Origin of the sequence: Microseira wollei NIES-4236 (assembly GCF_020521235.1) — a bacterium.
GTDB classification, from domain to species: domain Bacteria; phylum Cyanobacteriota; class Cyanobacteriia; order Cyanobacteriales; family Aerosakkonemataceae; genus Microseira; species Microseira wollei.
In genome coordinates this window covers 1-20141 of sequence record NZ_BLAY01000031.1, presented here as the reverse complement: position 1 = coordinate 20141, position 20141 = coordinate 1, and the positions used below count along the sequence as shown (strand labels likewise).

Genomic DNA, 20141 nt, shown 5'->3' with positions numbered 1-20141 from the left:
AAACGAAGCGAAAACGCTGTCCCTTACTCGCTTACAATCTGCTGTACCAATTACTAATTACCAATTACCCATTACCAAATTGATATGATTCTGGGCAGAACTTTGGCGATCGCAACTCACGTATTTCGCGAAGTGATTCGCGATCGCGTCCTCTACCTAATCGGCTTATTTGCCATTTTATTACTCGCTGCGATGGTCTTACTCCCAGAAGTAGCGACGGGTACGGAAAATAAAATGCTTCTGGATCTGGGTCTGGCTGCTATGGGAGTATTGGGCTTAATCGTCACTGTATTTGTAGGCACCGGACTGGTTAATAAAGAAATTGAAAAGAAAACCGTCCTAGTCTTAATAGCAAAACCTGTCAGTCGCGCAGAGTTTATTATCGGCAAGCACTTGGGATTATCAGCGGTGCTGGCTGTATTATTAGCCTTGATGACGGTAATTTATCTGGTAGTGCTGTTAGTCAAGCGCGTTTCTTTCCCTTTGGATAGCATTTTAATCGCAGTTCTGTATCTGTTTTTTGAGCTATCCCTACTCACTGCTGTAGCTATTTTATTTGGCGTTTTTACGAGTTCGCTGCTTGCTACCCTGTTCACTTTTGGGATTTACTTAATGGGACATTTAAGTCCAGATTTAATTAAATTGGGGCAGCTATCCAAAAACCCCAATATCGAGGGTTTTGTGCGAGGACTTTACCTTGTTTTGCCAGATTTATCGCGATTGGACTTAAAAAATCAGGCGGTATACGGGGTTGGAGTTTTACCTAATCCTGTTATTTTACTGGAAAATGCAGCCTACGCATTGCTTTATACTGTGATGCTGTTGTCAATCGCAATTATTGTTTTCTCTCGGCGCGAGTTTTAGTTTATATCAAACTTGGTAATTGGTAATTGCTAATGGCTAATTGCTAATTGCTCTGATGCAAGGGGAAAGGATATAAAAGACGCTCCCGCCCCACCTTTACGGTTAGATTGGGTAGGGCTGGTTGGCACTCAAAGCAGCTTGTAATATACTTCGACCATATCTCTTGTGGGGTAGGCATCCTGCCTGCCCTTGACTTTATATTCGGTCGAAGTCTAATAGCGACGCATCTCGTTAAGGAATTTGTTTTGGTAGCGCAAAAATTATTTGCGGGCTTGTTGAGTACTGGGTTTGTGGTCTTCGTAGACGCTATGACGCAAGTTATCAAGTTGGCGAATCCGATTTTGTTGCTCGCCCCTTTAATTAATTTGAGGGAAATTTCCCAGCGAAATGGGTCGAGTATGCTGGAATGCCGCAATACAATTGTGGAGGCGAATAAACTCGGCAAATTTCCTAACTGTATGCTGGAATCATCAGCAATATACAGCAGTAAAATAGTTGTTAGATTGGGTTAGTTGGGTGGTTTTGGGGTAGGCTTGCTGTGAGCGCTCGCATGTGGGTACTTCTCTTGTAACCAGGGGGGAAAATAGTAGCGTAACTGATGATTTGTAGGGTTGGAAGGGAATTGCGATCGCAAAGAAGTAAGCTACCCGAATACCCATTCCCACATCTGGGTTTATTTAGATGAGCGATACCTTGCCACGAATCGGGTTTATCGACTGCAAACAATCCTGGAGCGGGTGCAAAGCCAAAACTCAACTTTTAAAATACGAGAACAGACACCAAAGCGTTCAAGCTCAACCTATGGACTGGCAAAGCCGCATCACCCTCGACCCCAACATCCTCGTCGGCAAACCTATTATCAAAGGCACCCGCCTTGCGGTCGAATTCATCATCGACCTGCTGGCGCAAGGCTGGACAACCGATGAAATCCTCCGCAACTACCCCGGCATCACTCTCGAAGACATCCAAGCCTGTCTGGGCTAGGCTAGTGCCGCTCTCAAAGCCGAAAAAGTCTACGCCCTGTTTGCCTAACCTATGCGCTTCCTCGCCAACGAAAACTTTCCAGGCGATGCTGTAGAAGCCCTACGGCAAGCTGGACACGATGTTAGTTGGATTCGCACCGATGCCCCTGGCATTTCCGATGCACAAGTGCTTCAGCCTGCCCAAGCCGAAGAACGTATCCTGCTGACTTTCGACAAAGACTTTGGCGAACTTGCCTTCCGGGTACAGTTACCCGCCACAATTGGCATCATCCTGTTTCGGATTAAAGCCCCTTGCGGTGCAGCCGTTGCTCAAAAGGTTCTGGTTGCGATTTCATCTTGCGATGATTGGGCAGGAAATTTCAGCGTCATTGAGGACGATCGCATTCGGATGAGAGCGCTGAAAATACCGTCTACTGAGACAATTTAGAATGGGAAATTAGTCGGTGCGATCGTATCCATGCACGCTAAGAGAATACCCATTCCCACATCTAGATTTACTTGGATGGGTGAATTGTGCGATCGCGCCAGCGTGCCGGAGGCATATCGCATAGGAGGGCGAGCGATCGCTCTTTGATTGACAAGAATTTTTGACACATCTGTTTCTGTTCCGAGAATCTGATGACATCTGTGATGTCCATCCGCTGTACAGCCGATTGCAAACTCGTATTGGTACAGCCTTTTGGCGCAGGAATGCGAAAGCGGCTGCCATTTTTGCTGCCGCTTTCGCATTTGGTATACCTCATACGGCTGCAATCCGCTATATAGAGGCGAGCCAACTTTGACATTTTTTTCTAAAATTTTGCTTAATATTTGACAATGTCAGAAAAATCGCCTAACTTTGTTATCAATAGAACTTACGCAGGAAAAGGCCAGAAACTAGGTTTGTTCGGAGATTTTTAGCTACCAAACCGACGATTTTTGATAAAAACAGGATTTTTTTGCGTAATTCCTTATGAAAGCAAGCTCAGACTTCCGGAGGTTAAACTATGCCTGACGGAGATATCGTTCACAATCAGCTTTCGGGGCTATACCAAAAGCCTTACCGGATGCTGTGTGAAGGAAAGCGCGATCTCAACGAATGTGCCTGGATGGCGATGGAAGCGTTGATGCGAGACATCAAGAGCAAAGGTGCTACTCCGGTTGTACTCGCCAAGGGCATGGGGGAAATGTTGGGACGGGCTATGCAAAATGCTGGTAAGAATATCTGTGTGAATTGGGCGGCTTTAAGTATGGAGATCGATCGACCAACCTTCCTTACCGTGCATCTGCTGTGGGGTTGGATCGCTCCCGCTCTGTTCACCCACTGACTTTGCTTATGGTAGGGGATGTTGTGTCAGAGCTTTTAGGAGAAGAGTTCCGGGTGTCTAACCCCGACTTTTACGTTTTGGTGCGGAACTGGTATTCGCTATGTGTGAGGAGTTTGAGACAGAGGTTGTAATCATCAAAAAAACCAACGAAGAGGTAACATTTGAGCAAGAATTAGTGCAGGATATGATTGAACTCATTACAGTATTCTCGGCGCGTCTTTATAGTTCAAGAAGCCAGAAAAATAAGAAGCTGATTGACGGCATGACTCAAGTTGCAAAAGAGGTAGAAAGATGCTGTTAGGTTTCAAAACAGAGTTGAAATTGAATCAGGGGCAGCGCATACTATTAGCTAAGCATTCTGGAGTAGCGCGTCATGCTTGGAATTGGGGATTGTGGCTTACCAAAAACATTCTCGACCACAACGCCAATCCTCATGAAAAACTTAAGTTTCCCACAGCTATTGACTTGCATAAATTGTTAGTAGCCTTGGTAAAGTCAGAAAATCAGTGGTACTACGAATGCTCTAAATCTACACCGCAGCAAGCATTAATGGCATTGCGAGAAGCTTGGAAACGGTGTTTTAATAAGACTGCCGGAGTGCCGAGATTTAAGAAGAAAGGGCGACGTGACTCTTTCACCTTAGAAGGAACGGTCAAAATTTTGGGAAGCAACCAAATACAAGTTCCCGTAATTGGCATTCTTAAAACTTATGAAAGGCTGCCACAAGTATTAACTAAATCTTGCACGATATCTCGTCAAGCCGACAGGTGGTTTATCAGCTTCAGATTTGAAGTAGAACTACAGGAATTAGGCAATACAAGTGTTGTAGGAGTTGACTTAGGTATTAAAGCACTGGCTACTCTCAGCACGGGCGAAGTTGTCTTAGGTGCCAAATCCTACAAAAAATATGCAGCAAAAATCTCAAGAGTGCAGTGGCTAAATCGCCATAAAGTCATCGGTTCAAACAGGAAGAAAGCAAAACTAAAAATAGCGAGATTGCACAAAAAAATCGCCAATATCCGCAAAGATACTTTGCACAAGTTAACGACACTACTTGCCAAAAACCACGGTGTAGTTGTCATAGAAGACTTGAATGTATCCGGGATGATGGCTAATCGCAAGCTGGCTGCATCAATAGCCGATATGGGTTTCTTTGAGTTTCGCAGACAGTTGACCTACAAGTGTAAGTTATACGGTTCGTCGCTGATCGTGGTTGACCGATGGTTCCCAAGTTCTAAAAATTGCTCTAACTGTGGAACCAAAAAAGAAACACTCTCCTTGGGTGAGCGAGTGTTTGAGTGCAGCCATTGCGGATTTAAGATTGACCGCGACTTAAATGCGGCAATTAATTTGTCAAAAACCGTCAGTTAGACGGGGATAGTCTATGGACTGGTGAGTGCCGACACCGCCAGGTTGAAGTAGAAAGTAAACGCAGCTCAAAGTCCAATATTGTCAAACTTTGGGTAACTTTGGGTAGGCTTTATGTAACGGAAAAATTATGACTAGCAATATCCTTGACAACATTGACCTGCGAACCCTGGGAGAACTTCTTCAACAGGCACGTAAAAAGTGCGGTATGACTCAATCTGATGCAGCTAAGGTCATTGATGTTGCACGCACCACTATTGTTGCCATTGAGAAAGGAGAGCGCCGTCTTAAGGCAACTGAACTAATTAAGCTTGCCCGTGCTTACGGACGATCTGTTAGTGAATTTGTTCGACCTCGCCCTGTGGTTCAGCCTTTCGAGATGCAGTTCCGAGCAGCATATCAGCGCAGCGAAGGCGAAGAAGCACAGATTGAACCAACAATTCGGCTTTTAGAGGAGTTCTGCCGGAATTATCTGGAACTTGAGGAAATTATGGATGCACCACTCCCGCAGAATTATCCTCGTGAGTATGAGGTGACGAATATGCCGATCAAAGCTGCTGCGGAAAGCATAGCGATCGCAGAACGTCAAAGACTTGGACTAGGAGATAGCCCCATTTCACGTCTGCGGGACATTCTAGAGCAGGATGTTGGACTCCGCATCTTCTATTTAGAAATGCCACCAAAATACTCAGGAGTTTACAGCTACGACGAACGACTTGGCGGTTGCATAGCAATAAATGCTAATCATCCAGAAGAGCGGCGACGTTGGTCGCTGGCTCATGAATATCTTCACTTTCTCGCACATCGGCGAAAGCCTGTATTGGACTTTGAGGGTCAGTACCAGCGAATTCCAGAAAGCGAGCGACTAGCTGACACCTTCCCAAAATATTTCCTGATGCCGACTAGCAGTCTGCTCAAACGGTTCAACGATATGTACCGTTCGCATGGGAAGTTTACTCCAACTCATTTATTCACACTAGCCCATTACTACGGTGTGTCGGTAGAAGCGCTTGTTTATCGATTAGAAGAGCTGGAACTTGTGCCATCCGGAACTTGGGAGCGATTGCGCGATCGGGGATTAAAGGTAAGGAAGGTGCAGCAAGAACTTGGTTTAGAGGAAATCCCACAGCGCACTGATATAACTACGCTTCACTATCAGCATCTTGCGATTGAGGCGCTGGATCGGGGTCTGATTACTGAAGGGCGTTTTGCAGATTTCCTCTTAGTTGACCGCTTGGAGGCTCGTCGCATCGCAGAGAAATTGCGGGAACATTCAAGCGGAATGATGGAGGAAGCCTCTGATTTCAACCTGATCCAGATGCAGGAATAATGGGAGAAGTTAAGTTATGCATATTGTTGGCTCCCACATTCTTCTTGATGCTTGCTGCATTCTAAACTTTTCTGCTTCAGGTCAATTGCTGGCAATTCTCAAGTCTATTCCTGCTCAGGTTGCAGTTACCCAGGTTGTCCGAGAGCAGGAGTTAAAAACGCTCCAGCGTCTTGAGCAAGAGGAAAACGATGGTGCGACTCAATTCGAGACAGCGATTGAACAGAATCTACTTACAGTCGTGGATTTTGAGTCAGAAGATGAGGCGGAATCGTTTGTAAACTACTCCACTATTCTGGGTGACGGCGAATCTGCAACCTGCGCGATCGCCGTTCACCGAAGATGGGCCATAGCGACTGACGACAAGAAGGCGATCGCGTTTTTTCAGCGAACGGCTCCTTACCTTCAGGTTTTATCTACCTTAGAGATTATCAAACATTGGTCAGAGGAAGCAGCTCTTGATGCTCAAACATTACGGGATTTGTTCAATGCTGTTCGGCTTAAAGGGCACTATATGCCCCAGAAAACCCACCCGTTGCGAAGTTGGTGGGAAAGTCTAATCAATTGAAAGTGAACGGTCAACTCCGCCATTAGCCACAGAAGTTAAACCGGGCGTTGTTGGCTCAAAACTTGATAGGCACAATCAAAATCATCGGTTGTAATGCGAATTGCTGCCGGATCTGTCATGCCTTGATGCTGATAGCGCCGAATTGCTTCTACCGCTGCGCGATCGCCCAGCAACGCCAAATCCGCCCCATTCCAACTTTCTGTCACTTCTGCCCAGTGTGTCAAATTTACATCTTGCAAGGGACGATCGTGATTGTGAACTTGCCAAATCGCCAAACGGCTTTCTAAATTGGGTAAATCTACTATTTCTCGCAATCTTTGTTCGGCTTCACTGTAATATTTGCCCACAACTTCTGGCCCGACTATGGCAGTGTAATTGACTCCCAATTCTTCAGCTAAAGCGCGAGCGGTGAGGGTTTTTCCAGTACCGGGAGAGCCAACTAATAAAACGCCGCGTCTAGGTTCTAGTCCGAGTTTGGCTAGTAATTCGGGACGTTTTAAAGGAATCGCGATTAATTCTTTTAGTTCTTTGAGAACTTCCCCAAGTCCGCCCACATCTTTCAGAGAGGGACTTGTTGCTGTCTGGGGTGCTGTAACTGGATCTGATCGGGTAGAACTAGGAGTTGGTTGAGTGCGAATGGGACTTGTGCCGATATTGCTGTTACTAGGACGGGGAATATTACCAGCGCGGGGAATACTGCTCATCGGACGAGTGCTTGTAGCGAATTGCACATCCGCCTTGAGTTCTCCGGTTTGAATTTTTTCCTCTCAGGTTTTCGCCAGTTGCTTTGAATAGGTCACTCATTGCCTTCCCCCTGTTACTGCCCTTTAGCTCTACTTTATCGATTTACGGGGCGTTGGCGCAGCGTGCCTTTGGCATATCGCGCCAGCCAGAGCCGTTATACTGCTCAACAACCGTTGCATAAATAGCTGTACACAACTATCATCCACAGCAAGAGTTTTCATATTATGCGAGATATACGTCGCGATGATTGATATTGGACTTACGCACATAGCACTCCCCGTCTCAGATATTGAGCGAAGTATCAAGTTTTACTCCACCTATGCTGGAATGGAGGTGATTCATCGCCGCATTGATGCAGCAAGAGGTGTGGCTGTTGTGTGGCTGTGCGATCGCACTCGTCCTTTTGCGATCGTTCTGATTCAGACAGACTCAGTGCATCCCATTATGTCTCCTTTGGCACATCTTGGGGTTGGTTGTAAAAGTCGCGAAGACATGGATGCGCTTTGCGAAAGAGCAAAACAGGAAGGTGTACTGGTTCAGGAACAAAAAGATTCTGGATATCCGGTTGGATATTGGGCTTTCTTGCGAGATCCAGATGGTCACACACTAGAACTATCCTATGGACAAGAAATAGGATTGACAGTGGAAAATACTGCCTAACTCAAGTTGCTAGTTATAAATTGTGCCAGTGCTAATGGCTAATAGCTAATTGGTAATTGGATTAAAATGCGATGCACTATTGACAATTACCGATTACCCCTGTCAGAAACCCGGTTTCAGAGGATATTTCTCGCTGTCAAACGCACTATTTTTCAGAGAAACCGGGTTTCTTTAGGGTCAAACCCACGATAATTCCTTGAAACCGGGTTTCTTGGCGTCAGAAACCCGGTTTCAGAGGAGATTTCTCGTTGTCAAACCCACGATTTTTCCGCTCACCAAAGTTTCTTTAGGGTCAAACTCACGATTTTTCAGATCGCCAAAGTTTCTTTGGCTCGATGTAACTAGCAACTTGGGTTGCCTAAAAATAGACTAGGTAGGAACTTAACTCAAGTTGCTAGTTATCTCATCCATAGCAGCTAATGGCGTTCCCAGGCGACCGCCTGGGTCACGAGGCTAATGGCTAATGTCAGTAAAAATCCTATATTAGCAATTAGCAATTAGCCAGCTTGCAACGCCAAAGTTTATAACTAGCAACTTGCGTAACTTAACTGAATATCTAGGTTTAATTATCGACGCTATGTGGATCGATTCCGAGCGATCGCAACCGTTCTACCAACTGCTGAACCCGTTGACGTTCCTCAGCTAGAGCCATTTCCATCTGCTCGGCGCGCCGGCGTTCCTCCTGGGCACGTTGGCGTTCCTCCTGGGCAGGTTGGCGTTCCTGTTCAGCACGTTCTGCTAGCGTCGGTATCCAACCATTCTCATCGTACCAACGCAGCCACAATCCAGTTGTTCCCTGATAGCTACCCTGCCACAATCCCAATCCCAATTGCATTTCTTCTAGCCACAAACGTCCATCTGGCAGAGATAAAGCTTCGTAACGAGTGCCATTTAAACGAAAGGCACGTAATTGATTTTGATAGCGATCGTAGATAACGTAGTAGGGAATCCTTAAAATCCGCTCGTATACTTCCCACTTTGTCCGAGGTTGATCGACTCTTCTAACTGTTTCTCCCAAATCTTCTTCTTCAGTTGTGGGAGAGAGTAATTCAACTACTAAAAATGGATTAACTCCTTCTTGCCAAACTAGATAGCTTAAGCGTAAATTTTGCTGTTCTTGGAAACGGGAAACACCTAAAACTAGAAACCAATCAGGACGTTTATACCAGCCGGGATGACGGGGGTCATAATAAAGATTGAGGTCGCTAGCAGTAAAGACCTCATCTAGCTGCCAATTAGGCGGTTGACAAGTTTCGCTCAGACTATCAGCTTGTATGCGATGAAATTCGTCCGGTAATCCTGTTTCTCCTACTAATTCACTAGGCAAATCGTACATCGTCGGCATGGTTTCTTTAGGCGATCGCGGGTGCTGCTCTGGCAGATCGGAATCGTGAGGATCTTCTCTGAGCAAATCATATCGTTGACCGTTGCATCGGAATTATGACCTGTAGGGGCTTTTCTGGCAATTAGCAATTAGCAATTAGCAATTACCAAGAAAGGCCAATCATTCCGATGCAACCGGATTTGATATCATACATCGTCGGCAGGGTTTCCGAAGGCGGATGGGGGGGATTGGATGGGTGCATAGCATCACATATGCGCTCGGATTGACTCTAGTTTATCCCGAAGCATTACTACTCATACTCATACCGCTCCAGGTGCAGAGGGGAGCCAGAGGTAGGGAGCAAAATTATTTGCACATTTTCTACCATATTGTGACTAGATAAACGGAATTGATATGACATAGCTTTTCATGACATAAAAGATGGACTTGCGATCGCAGCGATCTGAGCCGACTTTAGTTAAGTATTCTTAACAATTTAGCATTTTCAATAAATGCTTGCTAATCTAATATTATCAGAGCGTTAAAGCGCTATTCTCAGGTAAAACAGGCAAGATAAAAATATTAAACCGCCTGGTGCAACATAGTAGGCAGTTAGCTGGCTATGGTTGTGGGTTGAGGCCAGGTGATAGCAGAAGTGCGATCGCGCTGTCCTGGTTAAGTGCATCAAGATTGCAGGCAGTCTTTCCAGGTTAATTCGGTTTAGCGCTGAGCGCGAGAAATCAAACATTAGGTTGCGTCTAATTTGCCAGTGGGTGTTGAGGATGAATGACAGGCAGCTGTAAATTCTGACGACCCCAAATTTCTTGTTTGACCAAAAGTCAAAGTAATTCGCCCACAAGATTTACAAACCCGCAGGGCTAATATTACAGAGTCGGGCGCATCCTCGGATAAATGGGGTGACTTTTTGCTGCCCTTAAATTCATCAAAATTCTTATAACAAGGAAGAAAAGTAATGTTCAGGAACTTAAATCGGCTCAAATGGAAATGGGTGATTTTGGCGAGTGTGGGCTGTTTGTTAACGAGTATTAACGCTTTGGCTCAAATCCCAATACAAAATATCCCAATAACTCCAAGGCAAACAATTCAACTACAATTAGGAAATGCCACAGCCAGATTGAATAGGATTGAAACGGCATTCAACCGAATAGAAAGGCAAAATGTATTCGCTGTGGGAGACTCGGAGGAAATTAGTCAGGCTACACTTGAATACGCACAAGCAATGAAAGCTGCTTTGGACAATGCCTTACAAAATGCTCAGACTTTAGCAAATAGCCAAGGCACACAAGGTAGCATCACTCCTCTCGATACATTTGAGCAAGCAGAAAAAGCTAATCAGCCGCGTTTGGAACAACTTGAACAAAGGGCAAACAATATCGATAACAAAATTAAAGCAGGAGCTATCAGAGTTGATAGACGTGCTATAGAAAGGTTATCAGTTGCAGAACGTCGCGAGTTGTTTGACTCTCTACAAGCACCAGCAAGACAGATTTATCTGCAAAATCAACCGGATTTATTTAAATCTGTATCAACCGCACCTCAAAAAGAGCTAAAATCTGTTAACGAGACATCTGCAACCTACCAAAGTTTTTTGCCAGAAAACACACGCATCACACCAGCTAATTATGCTGGCATTGTTGTTTCCGACATGGTGCAAAATCTCAGCGATACGTTGATACCTCCTGCATACGCAGCAGTAGCAGGGCCTTGTGTTGCTTTAGCCATTGCCAAAAATTGGAGTGCTTTGGCTGCTTGTGTAGTTAACGCAGGCTCACAAGCCACAAGCATATACAATCAATTTGTTAGCTGTTGGAATGGAGCCAGTGGATGGTTAAAATGGCTGAAAAGAGCGCGTTGCCTTGCGACGTTAATTGTTAAACTTGGTTAGGTTCTACTGCTAATTTTTGCTTGAGGATATAGTAGGATCTGCCATTGCCATAGGTTGGGTTTATGCCAGGAAACCCAACCTACATTCGTGACAGAGGATTTCTTCATTAGGAAACAACTTTGCCCAACGCCGCGCAAAACCGCAAGCAAGGGTGGTTTTTCCGACTCCACCTTTACCGCTAAACATTGCCAGGTGATATCAAATCCGGTTGCATTGGAATGAGCGGCCTTTCTTGGTAATTGGTAATTGCTAATGGCTAATTGCTAATTGCCCCTAAAGGTCGTAATTCCGATGCAACCGGAAACTATATGAAGCGATGCGAACGCGAGTGCGTGCGGTCGGCATATCGCTTTTGTATCTTGTGCAATTGGTTTATTGGTACGGGCGATCGCAACCAGTCTGATATCTAGTACTGGAAGTGCGATCGCACCCGTCAAGCGGTCAAGAAACCCAATCCAATAAAAGTGTTATTTTACACTTTCTGTTGCTGTTTTCGCTTCAGCAGAGAACCGACGCCAAACGCACCAAATGCCAAGAAGCCGAACGCAGAAGTGGGTTCGGGAACGGAAACCAGCTTAACATTATCAACCAATAATCCCGAATCGACAATGCTATCTGCCACATCTATAACGCCTAGTCCCAATGTATATGTTCCCGTCGTCGGTATCTTGAAAGAAAACTTTTGCAAGCCAGTCTCTTCGTTAAATGGTGTCAGAGAACTGATGAAAGTTGGGAAAGTAGTGTCAGCCAGTTCCTCTAGAAAACTGATTGATACGAAAGAAAAATCGTTAAAAAAGGTTGGCGTGAACTCATCCGTCAGGAAATTCCAATCAAAAGTCAAAATGTCTCCCGCTTTGGCTGCGAACGTTTGTCGAATTGCGGAGCCTGCGGTAGCATTTCCATTGCTAAGATTGTCCAAGCTTCCAGGTGCTAACCCAAGGAATGTTTCCAAAGCCGAGTCAGAAACTGTAAATCCTCCGGTTGATAGTAAAGCCTGAAAAGTTCCTTCAGTTGGCCCACTGCCAAAAGCTGAGGTTTGGATGCTAGTGTTGCCTGTTGTTGTCCATCCAGTAAAATTGCCAGTTTCAAAGCCACCGTTGATGATTGTTGCGTTAGGAGTGTTGGGAACGACTCTGAGTTGGGTGATCTGCGTACCCCACACATTTTCAGCGAAAACAAACTCTTGGAACGTCCAGAAGGTAAACGGATCGGTTGGATCGAGGACGGTGGCGCTGTAGTCTCCCCAGCGGTTGCGACCAGTTCCGACTTGGTAATCAGCAGCACCAGCTTGGAGCAACAAAGGATTGCCAAAAGTTGTGACACCCCCGACAGTTTGACCCAGCACTGCATAACTGCTGACAAATTGCGATTCACCCGAACCATTGAAACCAATTACAACATCGCCAAAATCGTTTACAGCAAGGGAACCATAGTAAAAATCCAGATTTGGATCGGCAATTAAACCTTCTTGCAAGCGTTGGTTGGTGGTGGCATCGATTTGGAACCAGCGAAGCGCTGCACGTCCTCCGTTATCAACAGTTTGTCCGCCCCAGAAAGCTCCGTTCTGTAAAATTATATTTGAATGGAAGATGCTGCCGTTGGCTATCTCGATATTCTGTTTCGCACCCGGTTGCTCAGCGCTGAATCGAGAAAAGAAGGGTTGGACAGAAATCAATCCATTTGAAGTATCAAGTGTGGGTGAAGTTATATCCCCGACAATGTTTGAGCGCTTGAATTCGCCTGCAAATGTATTGAAGCTAGATAATAGAGCAGCTGGCAATCCCGTATTGTCTAGATTGACAACGGGCTGCAGGGTAAATCCAGTTTCGCCCACAGAGATATTCTCGAATTTTGTCGCATTAGCAACCGTCGGCGTTGCTGCCAGCAGATCGTTCTTTGGCAGCGCCACAATAGTCGTTCTTAAATCAGAAGCAGAGATAGGAAACATATTCGCCGCCAGATAAACGCCGTCTCGATCGAAACCCAGCGTCGGATAATCTACCCAGCGCTGGTTTGTTGAGTCGCTATCAATGGCAAAACCAGTCCACCCCGTTATTGGATCGGAAGACTTTGATACGGCAAACAAAAAGTTATTCTCCCCAAAGGGATTGTCCGCAGAAACAGCATACCAGCGCTGACTGAAGGGGTCGTATACTACTCTTGGGTCAAAAGCTAAGAAGCCACTGGGCGTTACTCCGGCATCGCTCCAAAACTGGTTGAGCGAGCTAGCTTGCAGCAGGGCACCAGTACCTTTATCGTAGACCGAGTACTTACCGTTGATTAGTTCGACAATGCGATCGCTACCAACTGCACCCATTGTGTCCGGCGGGATGAACCCACTGTCAAAAAGCGTACTAGCAGTAAAGTTGAGTCCGATGGCGAGTTGAGAGGGGGTTGTAGAATTTGACAAGTTGGAATTGTCAATATTCCCACCGACTGTGGCGAGCTTGCTTGTTGGAATATCGAGAAAAAATGGAACGCTGCGCGAAGAATTTGAGCCAAAAGTAGCTGCCTCTACCCCCGCTGACAAGCTGATGGCAGCAGTCATAGCAACAGCTACTGAGGTCAAGGTCTGAGAAAGAAGTTTCATATCAACACTCCCGATCTGGATCAAAGTTAAAGGTTGGTGTACTCCAAAGAGCGCGATTGTACTGAACCCCACGATCGCCGCAATTAGAAAATAGCAATTAAGCGGCTAGCATCTGAGCCGAAAAATTGCCAAAACTCTTCTATCAGCAGTTGCTAAAAATCTCTTTCTTTATCTACGGCAACTGCCAAGATATTTTCGAGATTATTTAGTTCCTTATCCTGCCATTAGATGGAATATCCGCCTTAGACAATTTACTTAATTTTTCCGCATTTATTTTTTTTGTCTAGTGTCTTTACTTAATCTTCATCAAAATTTTATTGAAAAAACAAGGAATTTACCTAGAAAAACTCAAAACATATTTTGGAAAAAAATAAATAAAGATCCCGTCAAGATTTTGTAAAATTTCATTGATTTTGTAGACAATCGCCCCTCGGTTGGTTTGAGTCCATACACGCCGCAAAAATGAGCAGGTTGACGAATTGAACCTGAAATATCGCTGCCAATATCGAGTGGAGAAAGTCCCGCAGCTACAGCAGCAGCACTACCTCCAGAACTTCCGCCTGCTGTACAATTCAAGTTCCAAGGATTGTTGACGCGAGGAAACAAATCTAGGACTTACGCAAAGAAACAAAGGGCGATCCGAAAAATCGTTGGTTTGGGAATCAGCGATATGCCTCCCTTCCGCACTCGCGTTCGACGGTCGAAACCGGGTTTCTAGGCTCGTGGTGCGTAAGTCCTGAAATCGTTGGTGCTTTGATCAGCTGCTACGCACCTAATTTGAGAGCCAAATTTTCCCTTCTTCTTGTGGGGTGGGCCGGAAAGCCCGCCTCTTTATTGGATTTAAATGCGTAGCAGCTTAGTAACTCAAGTTGCTAGTTACATCCCTGGCGTCAGAAACTTTGGCGAGCTGAAAAATCGGGGGTTTGACGCTAAAGAAAGCCGGTTTCTGGGAAAAATCGGGGTTTTGACCCTAAAGAAACCCGGTTTCTCCGAAAAATCGTGGTTTTGACAGCGAGAAATCTACTCAGAAACCGGGTTGATCGCGCCAAAGAAACCCGGTTTCTCTGAAAAATCGTGGGTTTGACAGGGAGAAATCGACGCAGAAACCGGGTTGATGACTCATATCGTGTCCGGTTGCATCGGTTGCGTTTGGAGAGCAAAGGGGATGGGGGAGCAAAGGGGATGGGGGAGAAAAAACGCTTTTTCGCACAATCAACTATACACAACTGATCTCTCGCGGACATGATATCAAGAGTAGACTGCCAATGAATCCAATTACCAATTCCCAATTCCCAATTTCACAACCTATTACCTAGCAACTTGCGTTAGTAACCTGCTAATTTCGCCAGATTTGTTTTACCCAAAATAATAGCTCCAGCCGCACGCAGTCGCTCTACTGCTTTTGCGTCTTCTTTAGGAATGTAATCTTTGAGCAGTTTGTAGCCCGAAGTGGTGCGGAGTCCAGCGGTTTCAAGCGCATCTTTAATTGTGATAGGTACGCCGAATTTTCACCGCGTGCTAAGGCTTTATCTGCTTTTATAGCGTGTTGACGGGCGCGTTCTTCATCAAGCGTGCAGATAGCATTGAGTTTGGAATTATGGTTAGCAATTTGCCTTGGATGGGCATCCAGCACTTCAACTGAAGAGATGGTGCGCGAACGAATCAAGGAGTAAAAACAATATCCATCGTCATACCGCTGCTAAATTAATTATGAAACTCTCTCTATTTTATTCCTCTGTGTCCTCTGGGGTTAAAAAAAGTCTTTCTCACAAATCAAATAGACCTATCCAAAAAAGAATCTTAAGCTGTTTTATAGATGTAGGGTTGTTCGATCTACTCGTGCCGGAGGCATTAGCATTTGGGCGACAATTTATGTTTAAAACCCTAGATTTTATCTCGTTATCTGCGAATACGCCCTATGCGATCGTTGCTAGCTGCGCCAAGGATAAATAAACCCGCCCCGCACGTGCAGCACGCTTTCCGGACACGATATGGCTAGCAACTTGCGTTATTAAAATATATATTTTTTAATTTACAAATATAAATAATCCGGACAAATTATGTAAAAAATAGAGATATTTTTTAAATTTTCATGAACAACAGTAGCTAGGAAAAGTAGGAAAGGTGGGAAAAGTAGGAAAATTGCCAAAATGGCAGACTTTTCAGCAAAACTTAGGTTAAAGTTGGCGAGCATATAAATAATATCAAATCCGGTTGCATCGGAATGATTGGCTTTCTTGGTAATTGGTAATTGCTAATTGCTAATTGCAAGAAAAGCCCCTACAGGTCGTAATTCCGATGCAACGGTCAACGATATAAATCCTAGAACTGGATGTTGGGTTAAGCACAGCACCACCCAACACAAACAATAAAACAGTTAGGTATCCTGAAAGCCACCTAACTATCTAACGCAAGTTGCTAGTTATCTTTTTAGGACTGCTAATGGCTAATAGCTAATGGCTGGTAGAACAGAAAAATATTCCCATCAGCAATTAGCAAGCTTGCGATTAGCTTCTGCTGTGCAACCCACGATAATTATAACTAGCAACTGGGGTTATCTAATAATGCGAAATTACAAACAGCTTTAATAACTTACCAAAAACCAACCATGACTCAAACCCCCACCGCCCCTGCTAAAGGTCTAGAAATCAACGCTTCCCGCCAATTCACCCCCTGGCTGTTCGAGCAAAATCTCAGCCTCGCCTTTACCACCTATCAAGCCGGAAAGCTATTTTTCATCGGCTTGCAACCTGACGGGCGACTGTCGGTATTCGAGCGCACATTTGAGCGGTGCATGGGCTTATATGCCCAAGGTTCCAGCCTATATATGAGTTCTCTCTATCAACTTTGGCGATTGGAAAACATCCTCCAACCCGGACAAATCTACGACAATTACGATGCGCTTTATTTGCCCCAAGTGGGTTATGTCACGGGGGATTTGGATATCCACGATATTGCCTTGGTTCAGGCAGAAGGGCAAGATTCAAATACACAGAAATTGATATTTGTCAATACCTTATTTAGCTGTCTCGCAACTATCAGCGAAACCCACAGTTTCATCGGAGTGTGGCAACCGCCGTTTATCTCCAAATTGGCAGCGGAGGACAGGTGTCACCTCAATGGTTTAGCGGTGCGGGATGGACAAGCCAGATACGTAACTGCCGTCAGCCAGTCGGATGTAGCAGATGGGTGGCGAGACAAGCGGGTGGATGGGGGTTGCGTCATCGATGTGCAGAGTAACGAAATCCTCCTCACCGGACTGTCGATGCCTCATTCCCCCCGTTGGTATCGAGACAAACTGTGGTTGCTCAACTCAGGAACGGGGGAATTTGGTTATGCAGACTTAGACAAAGGCAAATTTGAACCCGTGGCTTTTTGTCCGGGATACCAGCGCGGGTTAGCATTTCACGGCGACTTTGCGGTAGTGGGAATTTCTCAACCCAGGCACAACAAAACCTTTAGCGGATTACCGCTAGATGGGGAATTGTTGGCGAAAAATGCTTCGCCTCGGTGCGGATTATTAGTCATCGACTTGCGAAGCGGAGACGTAGTTCACTCCTTGCGCCTGGAAGGAGTGGTGGAGGAATTATACGACGTACAGGTGTTGCCCGGAGTGCGGCGTCCGATGGCGATTGGTTTTAGAACAGACGAGATTCGTCGCGTCATCACGATGGGCTAAAGCTAGAATTCTGACTTCTGTTGAGAAGTCGCCGATGTGAGAACTTTCAACTAATAACTAACAACCAATAACTAACACTATGTCTAATCCAACCTTCAACCTCTCATCCCTCAACGGCAGCAACGGCTTTGCCATTAACGGCATCACGGCGGGTTTCTTGGACGGCATCTCGGTCAGCAGCGCCGGGGATGTCAACGGCGATGGTATTGATGACGTAATTATCGGGGCAAGCAATGCCGACCCCAACGGCAGCTATTCGGGGCAGAGTTATGTGGTGTTTGGCAGCAAGAGCCGGTTTGGTGCGAGCCTCAACCTGTCATCCCTCAACGGCAGCAACGGCTTTGCGATTAACGGCATCGCGGCGAATGACTTCTCAGGCAACTCGGTCAGCAGCGCCGGGGACGTCAACGGCGATGGCATTGATGACCTGATTATCGGGGCACCCGGTGCCGACCCCAACGGCAGCAGTTCGGGGCAGAGTTACGTGGTGTTTGGCAACAAGAGCGGGTTTAGTCCTAGCCTCAACCTCTCAGACCTCAACGGCAGCAACGGCTTTGTCATTAACGGCATCGCGGCGGGTGACTTCTCAGGCCAATCGGTCAGCAGCGCCGGGGACGTCAACGGCGATGGCATTGATGACCTGATTATCGGGGCATCCGGTGCCGACCCCAACGGCAGCAGTTCGGGGCAGAGTTACGTGGTGTTTGGCAGCAAGAGCGGGTTTGGTGCGAGCCTCAACCTCTCTACCCTCAACGGCAGCAACGGCTTTGCGATTAACGGCATCGCGGCGGATGAGAGATCAGGCAACCCGGTCAGCAGCGCCGGGGACGTCAACGGCGATGGCATTGATGACCTGATTATCGGGGCACCCTTTGCCGACCCCAACGGCAGCAATTCGGGGCAGAGTTATGTGGTGTTTGGCAGCAAGAGCGGGTTTGGTGCGAGCCTCAACCTGTCATCCCTCAACGGCAGCAACGGCTTTGCGATTAACGGCATCGCGGCGGATGACTGGTCAGGCATCTCGGTCAGCAGCGCCGGGGATGTCAACGGCGATGGTATTGATGACGTAATTATCGGGGCAAGCAATGCCAACCCCAACGGCAGCAATTCGGGGCAGAGTTACGTGGTGTTTGGCAGCAAGAGCGGGTTTGGTGCGAGCCTCAACCTGTCATCCCTCAACGGCAGCAACGGCTTTGCGATTAACGGCATCAAGGCGTTTAACTTCTCAGGCAACTCGGTCAGCAGCGCCGGGGATGTCAACGGCGATGGCATTGATGACCTGATTATCGGGGCAAGAGGTGCCGACCCCAACGGCAGCTATTTGGCGGGGCAGAGTTACGTAGTGTTTGGCAGCAAGAGCGGGTTTGGTGCGAGCCTCAACCTGTCATCCCTCAACGGCAGCAACGGCTTTGCGATTAACGGCATCGCGGTAGCTGACTTCTCAGGCTGGTCGGTCAGCAGCGCCGGGGATGTCAACGGCGATGGCATTGATGACGTGATTATCGGGGCATTAGGTGCCCCCAACGGCAAGAGCGATGCGGGGCCGCGTTATGTAGTGTTTGGCAGCAAGAGCGGGTTTGGCTATGCCGCGCAGCAACCCCCGGTGGCGGTGAACGACAGCACCACCACACCTCAAAATACTCCCCTCAATATTCCAGTCGCTACCTTACTGGCGAACGATACGGATGTGGATAGCCCTGCAAATGCCCTCAGTATCACAGCAGTTAGGGCTGGTGTTGGCGGTACGGTGACGTTGAACAATAATGGCACCGCCACTATCAGTAGCGATGACTTTATTGTGTTTTCTCCTAACAATGATTTTACCGGCAACGCTAACTTTAACTACACTCTGAGCGATGGCAGTCTCGCCAGTACGGGTACTGTGACGGTAAATGTGACTGCCGTTGCCGGAAAGAGTCTCACTGGTACCAGCGGCAACGACTTGCTCTTTGGTGGTGCTGGCAACGACAACATCGAAGCTCTGGGCGGCGACGATACCGTCTATGGCGGCAGTGGCAATGATACTGCGATTGGCGGCGATGGCAATGATTACTTGGAAGGGGAAAATGGCAACGATTTGTTGTATGGCGATGGCGAGTCGGGTGAGGGGATGGGTAACGATACCCTGCGGGGCGGCGGTGGCAGCGATACTCTGGTTGGCGGTGCTGGTAATGACTTGCTCATGGGTGGCGGCGATTTTAACCGAGATGTCTTCGTTCTGGGTGCGGGATGGGGAACGGATACTGTGAAGGACTTCCTCAGGTTGATCGATCGGATTGGGTTGTCGGGCGGTTTAACTTTCAGTCAGTTAACTTTGTCGGGCAATAGTATTATGTTTGGCTCTGAAACTTTAGCGGTGTTGAATGGTGTGAATACTACTACTTTGACGGCGGCGAATTTTGTCTCTGTTTAGGCAAGTTGGGTGCATGTAGGGGCACGGCAGGATTCAAGTTATCTGTTATTGCTTGATACCTTTGACGCCGTGACCCTTCCTAGGGGCATGGCAGGATTCAAGTTATCTGTTATTGCTTGATACCTTTGACGCCGTGACCCTTCCTAGGGGCATGGCAGGATTCAAGTTATCTGTTATTGCTTGATACCTTTGACGCCGTGACGCTTCCTAGGGGCAGGGCAGGATTCAAGTTATCTGTTATTGCTTGATACCTTTGACGCCGTGCCCCTTCCTAGGGGCAGGGCACGATTCAAGTTATCTGTTATTGCTTGATACCTTTGACGCCGTGCCCCTTCCTAGGGGCAAGGCACGATTCAAGTTATCTGTTATTGCTTGATACCTTTGACGCCGTGCCCCTTCCTAGGGGCA

Annotated in this window: 17 protein-coding genes and 5 pseudogenes; 14 read left to right on the top strand and 8 right to left on the bottom strand. The window is 46.8% G+C overall.

The genetic code is table 11. The features are described 5' to 3' along the window. Nucleotides 1-84: 84 nt before the first annotated feature. The 4 genes from MiSe_RS12150 (at nucleotide 85) to MiSe_RS12135 (ending at nucleotide 2274) form a co-directional block, all read left to right on the top strand. Nucleotides 85-864, top strand: coding sequence for an ABC transporter permease (locus MiSe_RS12150; protein ID WP_226579360.1), 780 nt, complete (start codon nucleotides 85-87; stop codon nucleotides 862-864). Between the two features lie 308 nt (nucleotides 865-1172). Further along, a complete protein-coding gene (locus MiSe_RS12145; RefSeq protein ID WP_226579358.1) occupies nucleotides 1173-1376 on the top strand; it encodes a hypothetical protein in 204 nt (67 codons plus the stop codon). Nucleotides 1377-1665: 289 nt separating this feature from the next. Continuing rightward, on the top strand, nucleotides 1666-1848 hold the full coding sequence (locus tag MiSe_RS53755; protein WP_444980489.1) for a DUF433 domain-containing protein: 183 nt from the start codon (nucleotides 1666-1668) through the stop codon (nucleotides 1846-1848). 51 nt (nucleotides 1849-1899) lie between these two features. Next, nucleotides 1900-2274: a DUF5615 family PIN-like protein gene (locus MiSe_RS12135; protein WP_226579351.1), complete on the top strand. Its 375-nt coding sequence runs from the start codon at nucleotides 1900-1902 to the stop codon at nucleotides 2272-2274. A gap of 67 nt (nucleotides 2275-2341) precedes the next feature. On the opposite strand, the gene MiSe_RS12130 is transcribed toward MiSe_RS12135, so the two are convergent. Next, nucleotides 2342-2590 (bottom strand): hypothetical protein, encoded by a 249-nt coding sequence (locus MiSe_RS12130; RefSeq protein WP_226579348.1) that lies wholly within the window; start codon nucleotides 2588-2590, stop codon nucleotides 2342-2344. Between the two features lie 243 nt (nucleotides 2591-2833). Here MiSe_RS12130 and MiSe_RS12125 point away from each other — a divergent pair, with 243 nt between their 5' ends. The 5 genes and pseudogenes from MiSe_RS12125 (at nucleotide 2834) to MiSe_RS12105 (ending at nucleotide 6417) form a co-directional block, all read left to right on the top strand. Continuing rightward, nucleotides 2834-3154, top strand: a complete 321-nt coding sequence (locus tag MiSe_RS12125; protein ID WP_226579346.1) for a hypothetical protein — start codon at nucleotides 2834-2836, stop codon at nucleotides 3152-3154. A gap of 64 nt (nucleotides 3155-3218) precedes the next feature. Next, a pseudogene (locus MiSe_RS12120) lies at nucleotides 3219-3455 on the top strand (recombinase family protein); the annotation flags it as partial. Further along, on the top strand, nucleotides 3446-4525 hold the full coding sequence (locus MiSe_RS12115; protein WP_226579343.1) for an RNA-guided endonuclease InsQ/TnpB family protein: 1080 nt from the start codon (nucleotides 3446-3448) through the stop codon (nucleotides 4523-4525). The pseudogene MiSe_RS12120 and the gene MiSe_RS12115, both read left to right, overlap by 10 nt. A gap of 127 nt (nucleotides 4526-4652) precedes the next feature. Then, nucleotides 4653-5852 carry an XRE family transcriptional regulator gene (locus MiSe_RS12110; protein ID WP_226579340.1) on the top strand — a complete coding sequence of 400 codons (1200 nt, stop codon included), beginning with the start codon at nucleotides 4653-4655 and terminating at the stop codon, nucleotides 5850-5852. Nucleotides 5853-5868: 16 nt separating this feature from the next. Continuing rightward, nucleotides 5869-6417 (top strand): hypothetical protein, encoded by a 549-nt coding sequence (locus tag MiSe_RS12105; RefSeq protein WP_226579337.1) that lies wholly within the window; start codon nucleotides 5869-5871, stop codon nucleotides 6415-6417. Nucleotides 6418-6452: 35 nt separating this feature from the next. Here MiSe_RS12105 and MiSe_RS52640 read toward each other — a convergent pair whose 3' ends face one another. Together MiSe_RS52640 and MiSe_RS52635 are read right to left on the bottom strand one after the other, a co-directional pair. Further along, a complete protein-coding gene (locus MiSe_RS52640; RefSeq protein WP_373872782.1) occupies nucleotides 6453-6641 on the bottom strand; it encodes a hypothetical protein in 189 nt (62 codons plus the stop codon). A 72-nt stretch (nucleotides 6642-6713) separates the two neighbouring features. Further along, nucleotides 6714-7184 (bottom strand): annotated as a pseudogene (locus MiSe_RS52635) (AAA family ATPase); the annotation flags it as partial. Nucleotides 7185-7404: 220 nt separating this feature from the next. Between MiSe_RS52635 and MiSe_RS12095 the strand changes: the two are divergent. Beyond that, nucleotides 7405-7821, top strand: a complete 417-nt coding sequence (locus MiSe_RS12095) for a VOC family protein (protein WP_226579333.1) — start codon at nucleotides 7405-7407, stop codon at nucleotides 7819-7821. 562 nt (nucleotides 7822-8383) lie between these two features. On the opposite strand, the gene MiSe_RS12090 is transcribed toward MiSe_RS12095, so the two are convergent. Continuing rightward, on the bottom strand, nucleotides 8384-9166 hold the full coding sequence (locus MiSe_RS12090; RefSeq protein ID WP_444980488.1) for a Uma2 family endonuclease: 783 nt from the start codon (nucleotides 9164-9166) through the stop codon (nucleotides 8384-8386). A 952-nt stretch (nucleotides 9167-10118) separates the two neighbouring features. Between MiSe_RS12090 and MiSe_RS12085 the strand changes: the two genes are divergently transcribed. Continuing rightward, nucleotides 10119-11051: a hypothetical protein gene (locus MiSe_RS12085; RefSeq protein ID WP_226579331.1), complete on the top strand. Its 933-nt coding sequence runs from the start codon at nucleotides 10119-10121 to the stop codon at nucleotides 11049-11051. Nucleotides 11052-11144: 93 nt separating this feature from the next. Here the strand turns inward: MiSe_RS12085 and MiSe_RS12080 are convergent. The 4 genes and pseudogenes from MiSe_RS12080 to MiSe_RS53750 all read right to left on the bottom strand — a co-directional run. Continuing rightward, nucleotides 11145-11237 (bottom strand): annotated as a pseudogene (locus MiSe_RS12080) (ArsA-related P-loop ATPase); the annotation flags it as partial. A 286-nt stretch (nucleotides 11238-11523) separates the two neighbouring features. Further along, the gene (locus tag MiSe_RS12075) at nucleotides 11524-13641 is read right to left on the bottom strand and encodes a PEP-CTERM sorting domain-containing protein (RefSeq protein WP_226579329.1); all 2118 of its coding nucleotides are present in this window, start codon (nucleotides 13639-13641) and stop codon (nucleotides 11524-11526) included. A 414-nt stretch (nucleotides 13642-14055) separates the two neighbouring features. Beyond that, nucleotides 14056-14247 (bottom strand): annotated as a pseudogene (locus tag MiSe_RS12070) (amidase family protein); the annotation flags it as partial. Between the two features lie 725 nt (nucleotides 14248-14972). Next, nucleotides 14973-15307 (bottom strand): annotated as a pseudogene (locus tag MiSe_RS53750) (amidase family protein); the annotation flags it as partial. 44 nt (nucleotides 15308-15351) lie between these two features. Between MiSe_RS53750 and MiSe_RS12060 the strand changes: the two are divergent. The 3 genes from MiSe_RS12060 to MiSe_RS12050 all read left to right on the top strand — a co-directional run bounded on the left by MiSe_RS12060 (nucleotide 15352) and on the right by MiSe_RS12050 (nucleotide 19733). Continuing rightward, nucleotides 15352-15594 carry a hypothetical protein gene (locus MiSe_RS12060; RefSeq protein WP_226579327.1) on the top strand — a complete coding sequence of 81 codons (243 nt, stop codon included), beginning with the start codon at nucleotides 15352-15354 and terminating at the stop codon, nucleotides 15592-15594. Nucleotides 15595-16249: 655 nt separating this feature from the next. Next, nucleotides 16250-17320 (top strand): TIGR03032 family protein, encoded by a 1071-nt coding sequence (locus MiSe_RS12055; RefSeq protein ID WP_226579326.1) that lies wholly within the window; start codon nucleotides 16250-16252, stop codon nucleotides 17318-17320. Between the two features lie 79 nt (nucleotides 17321-17399). After that, nucleotides 17400-19733 (top strand): beta strand repeat-containing protein, encoded by a 2334-nt coding sequence (locus MiSe_RS12050; RefSeq protein ID WP_264196454.1) that lies wholly within the window; start codon nucleotides 17400-17402, stop codon nucleotides 19731-19733. The last annotated feature ends 408 nt before the right edge of the window (nucleotides 19734-20141 follow it).

Bases quoted from the DNA above. Each gene is read 5' to 3' on its own strand.
- MiSe_RS12150 (WP_226579360.1), top strand. From the start codon at position 85: ATGATTCTGGGCAGAACTTTGGCGATCGCAACTCACGTATTTCGCGAA.
- MiSe_RS12145 (WP_226579358.1), top strand. From the start codon at position 1,173: ATGACGCAAGTTATCAAGTTGGCGAATCCGATTTTGTTGCTCGCCCCT.
- MiSe_RS53755 (WP_444980489.1), top strand. From the start codon at position 1,666: ATGGACTGGCAAAGCCGCATCACCCTCGACCCCAACATCCTCGTCGGC.
- MiSe_RS12135 (WP_226579351.1), top strand. From the start codon at position 1,900: ATGCGCTTCCTCGCCAACGAAAACTTTCCAGGCGATGCTGTAGAAGCC.
- MiSe_RS12130 (WP_226579348.1), bottom strand. From the start codon at position 2,590: ATGAGGTATACCAAATGCGAAAGCGGCAGCAAAAATGGCAGCCGCTTT.
- MiSe_RS12125 (WP_226579346.1), top strand. From the start codon at position 2,834: ATGCCTGACGGAGATATCGTTCACAATCAGCTTTCGGGGCTATACCAA.
- MiSe_RS12115 (WP_226579343.1), top strand. From the start codon at position 3,446: ATGCTGTTAGGTTTCAAAACAGAGTTGAAATTGAATCAGGGGCAGCGC.
- MiSe_RS12110 (WP_226579340.1), top strand. From the start codon at position 4,653: ATGACTAGCAATATCCTTGACAACATTGACCTGCGAACCCTGGGAGAA.
- MiSe_RS12105 (WP_226579337.1), top strand. From the start codon at position 5,869: ATGCATATTGTTGGCTCCCACATTCTTCTTGATGCTTGCTGCATTCTA.
- MiSe_RS12095 (WP_226579333.1), top strand. From the start codon at position 7,405: ATGATTGATATTGGACTTACGCACATAGCACTCCCCGTCTCAGATATT.
- MiSe_RS12090 (WP_444980488.1), bottom strand. From the start codon at position 9,166: ATGCCGACGATGTACGATTTGCCTAGTGAATTAGTAGGAGAAACAGGA.
- MiSe_RS12085 (WP_226579331.1), top strand. From the start codon at position 10,119: ATGTTCAGGAACTTAAATCGGCTCAAATGGAAATGGGTGATTTTGGCG.
- MiSe_RS12075 (WP_226579329.1), bottom strand. From the start codon at position 13,641: ATGAAACTTCTTTCTCAGACCTTGACCTCAGTAGCTGTTGCTATGACT.
- MiSe_RS12060 (WP_226579327.1), top strand. From the start codon at position 15,352: ATGAAACTCTCTCTATTTTATTCCTCTGTGTCCTCTGGGGTTAAAAAA.
- MiSe_RS12055 (WP_226579326.1), top strand. From the start codon at position 16,250: ATGACTCAAACCCCCACCGCCCCTGCTAAAGGTCTAGAAATCAACGCT.
- MiSe_RS12050 (WP_264196454.1), top strand. From the start codon at position 17,400: ATGTCTAATCCAACCTTCAACCTCTCATCCCTCAACGGCAGCAACGGC.